Origin of the sequence: Klenkia sp. PcliD-1-E (assembly GCF_024124375.1) — a bacterium.
GTDB lineage: Bacteria > Actinomycetota > Actinomycetes > Mycobacteriales > Geodermatophilaceae > Klenkia.
Map to the genome: position 1 here is coordinate 1 of NZ_JAMXRZ010000208.1, position 3594 is coordinate 3594.

The 3594-nt window shown below is 77.3% G+C and carries 5 protein-coding genes and 1 pseudogene; 2 read left to right on the forward strand and 4 right to left on the reverse strand.

Features of this window, described 5'->3' with window-relative positions; all coding sequences use genetic code 11:
• A pseudogene (locus NH342_RS22380) lies at nt 1–224 on the reverse strand (MFS transporter); the annotation flags it as partial.
• Between the two features lie 80 nt (nt 225–304).
• On the opposite strand from NH342_RS22380, the gene NH342_RS22385 reads away from it, so the two are divergent.
• Nucleotides 305–628, forward strand: coding sequence for a tetratricopeptide repeat protein (locus NH342_RS22385; protein ID WP_253018487.1), 324 nt, complete (start codon nt 305–307; stop codon nt 626–628).
• Here the strand turns inward: NH342_RS22385 and NH342_RS22390 are convergent.
• Nucleotides 625–1167 (reverse strand): TIGR03086 family metal-binding protein, encoded by a 543-nt coding sequence (locus NH342_RS22390; protein ID WP_253018489.1) that lies wholly within the window; start codon nt 1165–1167, stop codon nt 625–627. The two genes, NH342_RS22385 and NH342_RS22390, sit on opposite strands and share 4 nt — an antisense overlap.
• Nucleotides 1168–1204: 37 nt before the next feature.
• On the opposite strand from NH342_RS22390, the gene NH342_RS22395 reads away from it, so the two are divergent.
• Entirely contained in the window at nt 1205–2035 is an 831-nt protein-coding gene (locus NH342_RS22395) for an AraC family transcriptional regulator (protein ID WP_253018491.1), read from the forward strand.
• On the opposite strand, the gene NH342_RS22400 is transcribed toward NH342_RS22395, so the two are convergent.
• Together NH342_RS22400 and NH342_RS22405 are read right to left on the reverse strand one after the other, a co-directional pair.
• Nucleotides 2036–2320: a hypothetical protein gene (locus NH342_RS22400; protein ID WP_253018493.1), complete on the reverse strand. Its 285-nt coding sequence runs from the start codon at nt 2318–2320 to the stop codon at nt 2036–2038. It lies immediately after the preceding gene.
• Between the two features lie 120 nt (nt 2321–2440).
• Nucleotides 2441–3594 (reverse strand): hypothetical protein (locus tag NH342_RS22405; RefSeq protein ID WP_253018495.1); only part of this gene is annotated, 1154 nt, incomplete at its 5' end.

Genomic DNA, 3594 nt, shown 5'->3' on the forward strand with positions numbered 1-3594 from the left:
CGCGCGGCGGCGAGCCGGGCCAGCGGCACCGCGAGCCCGGCCGCGCCGAGCACCGTGGCGGTCTGCGCCAGCCCGGACAGCGCAGCCGACCCCGAGACCTGCTCGGCGAGCAGGCCGCCGACCGCGATCCCGCTGGCCACGCCGACGCCGCCGAGCACCTGGCTGCCGACCAGCACCGGCACCGCGCGGCGGGCGGCCTGCGCCGTCTCGACGGTGGCTGTCACGAGGAGGATCCTGCACCCCGGGGGCCGGGAAGCATGAGAGGTGCCCGTGCGTTCCCCCGTCCGCCTGAGAGGAGGCCACGATGACCACCATCGACCTGCACTCCGAGTTCCTCCGCGCCGAGCTGTTCCTGACCAGCGGTCAGCCGACCGAGGCCGTGGCGATCCTGGCCCCGGTCGTGGCGGCCTACCCGCAGGACATCGCGGTGCTGGAGCTGCTCGGCCGGGCCTGCTTCGAGTCCGCGCAGCTCGCCCGCGCCGAGGAGGCGTTCGGCCAGCTGGTCGAGCTGGCGCCGGCCGACGGCTGGGCCCGCCGCGCGCTGGCCCGCACCCTGGAGCGTCAGCACCGCCCCGACGAGGCGGCCACCCACCACCGGGTGGCCGACGCGCTGGGCGCTGCCAGCTAGGCCCGGCGGCCCAGCCGGGCCAGCAGGGCCGTCTGCCGGTCGGCGTCCGCGCCGACCGGCAGCGCCGGGCCGCAGATGCCGTCCATGTGCAGCGACTCGCCGAAGGAGTCGGCGCCGGCCTCGACGCGGTCCAGTTCGGCGCCGGTGAGGCTCTCGTCGCCGCCGGTCGCGCGGGCGACGTCCCAGCGGTGCACCACCAGGTCCCACACGTAGAACTGCTCCAGCGTCGCGCCGACCGTCGTGGGGCCGAAGAAGCCGTCGTAGGCCGTGCCGACCAGCTCGTCGGTGAGCAGGCCCTGGACGACGTCGCGGTGCGCGCGGTAGGCCACGGCCGGGTCCTCGAGGTCGGGGCGGGGGCCGACGTCCCCGCCGTGGGTGGTGAGCAGCTCGCGCTGGGTGTCCACGACGTGCGCGACGACGTCGCGGGCGGTCCAGCCCGCGCAGGGGGAGGCCCGGTCCCACCGGTCGGCGGGGACGGCGTCGAGGACGGCGGTCATGGCTGCGGCGGTGGAACGGTGCAGGGCTGCGGTCTGGTCCATGCCGCGAGCCTGGCGCGGTGCGGCAGGCTGGGTCTTGATGGAACCCGACACGACCGACGCGGTGGAGCGGGCACACCTGCGGGCGCCCGACGACCGCTCGCACACCATGTTCCGCTACGCACCCCCGGCCGACCTGGCCCCGCTGGTGCAGCGGTTCTGGATCCCCGTCTGGTCGGTGCCGCCGGGCCAGGAGTCGGTGCAGCGGGTGCTGCAGTACCCCGTCGGCCTGGTCGTCGTCAGCCCGGCGTACGCCCGCTTCTACGGCGTGGTCACCGGCCTGTCGGAGACGGTGCTGGCCGGCGACGGGTGGGCGGTCGGGGCCATGCTCACCCCGGCGGCCGGGTCACTGGTGTCCGGTGTCGACATGTCGACGCTCACCGACCGGCACGTCGACCTCGGGGACCTGCTCGGCGACCCCGGCCGGGAGCTCACCGACCGGGTGCGTACGGCGATGGGGCCCGACCCGCGGGACCCGGCGGCGCACCGGTCGGCGACGGGTGCCGTCGCCGACCTGCTCCGCCCGTCCCTGCCGGTGGACGCCGAGGGCGAGCTGGTCGACCGGGTGGTCGAGCTGGTCGAGTCGAGCCCCGACCTGGTGCGGGTGGCCCAGCTGTGCGAGGCGACCGGGCTGTCGGAGCGGTCGGTGCAGCGGCTGCTGCGGCGCCGGCTGGGGCTCACCCCGAAGTGGCTGGTGCAGCGCCGGCGACTGCACGAGGCCGCCGAGCGGTTGCGCGCCGGCGAGGGCTCGCTGGCCGGGACCGCCGCCGTGCTCGGCTACGCCGACCAGGCGCACTTCACCCGCGACTGGACGGCGGTGGTCGGCACCCCGCCGGGGCGGTTCGCCGCGCAGCACCGCCGTCCGGGCTGATCAGGCGACGTCGACGTCGACGCCCTCGTCGGCCAGCACCTCGGCCACGGCCTGCACGACCAGCCCGTGCTCGGTCGGGTCGCCCTGCGCGGGGTCGGCGAGGTGGGCGGTGAACTGCTCGAGCGACTCCCCGCCGCCGAGGGTGAGGTACTCGACCCACAGCACCTTCGTCGAGACCGGGCACAGCCGCGTGGCCTCGAGCAGGGTCAGGGTCCGCCGCGCAGGCACCAGGTGCAGCGCGGGCGGGTGGTCGTGGCCGTCGGCGGGGGAGAGCGCTGCGGTCATGTCAACCTTCCGGGGAACTGGGCGGGGTGCAACCGAACCTAGGGCCACCGGAGCGTGCGCAGCCAGAGCGCGACCTGATACGACCCGGTTCCGGTGTTGGCAACTTCCTCCCGCGTGTTGTCAGAAGTCCTCCAGCGGCCCGTCGCCGGCCCGTGCGACGTCCCCCGACTCCGCACCGGCGCGGAACACGCGGAGGCCGTCGGCGCCGTCGACCTGGAAGCCCCACCCGGCATCCAGCGCCGGGACGGTGAGCGCTCCGCCGGCGTCGGTGTCGAGGTCGACCTCGAGGCCGGGCGGGGCCACGACCACCAGCGTGGCGCCGAAGGTGGAGGAGTCCCCGGCGTAGGAGGCGCAGCGCGCGACCACCGTCAGGGCGGCCAGGTCGGTGCCGGCCGGGTGCGTCGCGGTGCCGCACGGGGTGCCGCTGCCGTCCGGGGTCGCCGACGCGGTGCTCGTGACGACCGCGCCGCCGGGCAGCTCCACCGCGACGGTCACCGCCCGCGCCGTGGCGCCGCCGGGAGCCGGGAAGGTGCCCGACCCCAGCACGGTGACGGGCAGCGAGGCCGGCCGCCGGCCGGTGGGGCGCGCGACCTCCTGGACGGCCACGGCGTAGGCCGTCGGGTCCACGGGCGCGGTGCCCGACCGTGCCGACGCCGACGGTGCCTGCGGTGCCGCCGAGCCGAGCAGGGTGGACGCCGGGCCGGTACGGACCGGCAGCCCGTCCCGGCTGACCCGGGCCACCACGCCGCCCCCGCCGCCCCGGTCCAGCCGCACGGCGGAGACGCCGTCCGCGGTGCCCACCGGGAGGAAGGTGCGGGAGGCACGGCCGTCGGCGGCCACGTCGACCCCCGAGGAGACCTTGACCTCGTCGCCCGGCGCGGTGACCAGCAGGAGGGCGGCCCCGCGGTCGTCCTCCACGGTCGCCGACCACACCGGGTCCCGCGTGCCGGTCTCGGTGACCAGGGCCAGGTCCAGCGCGGCGGCCGGCGTGCTGGCCGGACCGGTGAACCACGTCGCCCGCAGGCGGTCGTCGACCGACTGCACCAGCAGCGCCCAGCGGTGGCCGACGGCGTCGCCGGCGTACACCACCCGCGGCGGGTCGGCGGAGGGGTCCATCCGGTCGCGCAGCGCGGCCACGAACCCGGTGTCCCCGGCCAGCGACCCGCGGGCCGGGCCGAGCGCCGGGCCGCCGCCGCTGCTCGCCGAGGTCGGGTCCGACCCGCGGACCGGACCCGGCAGGGTGGCCGCGACCACCGCGAGGACGGCGACCACCG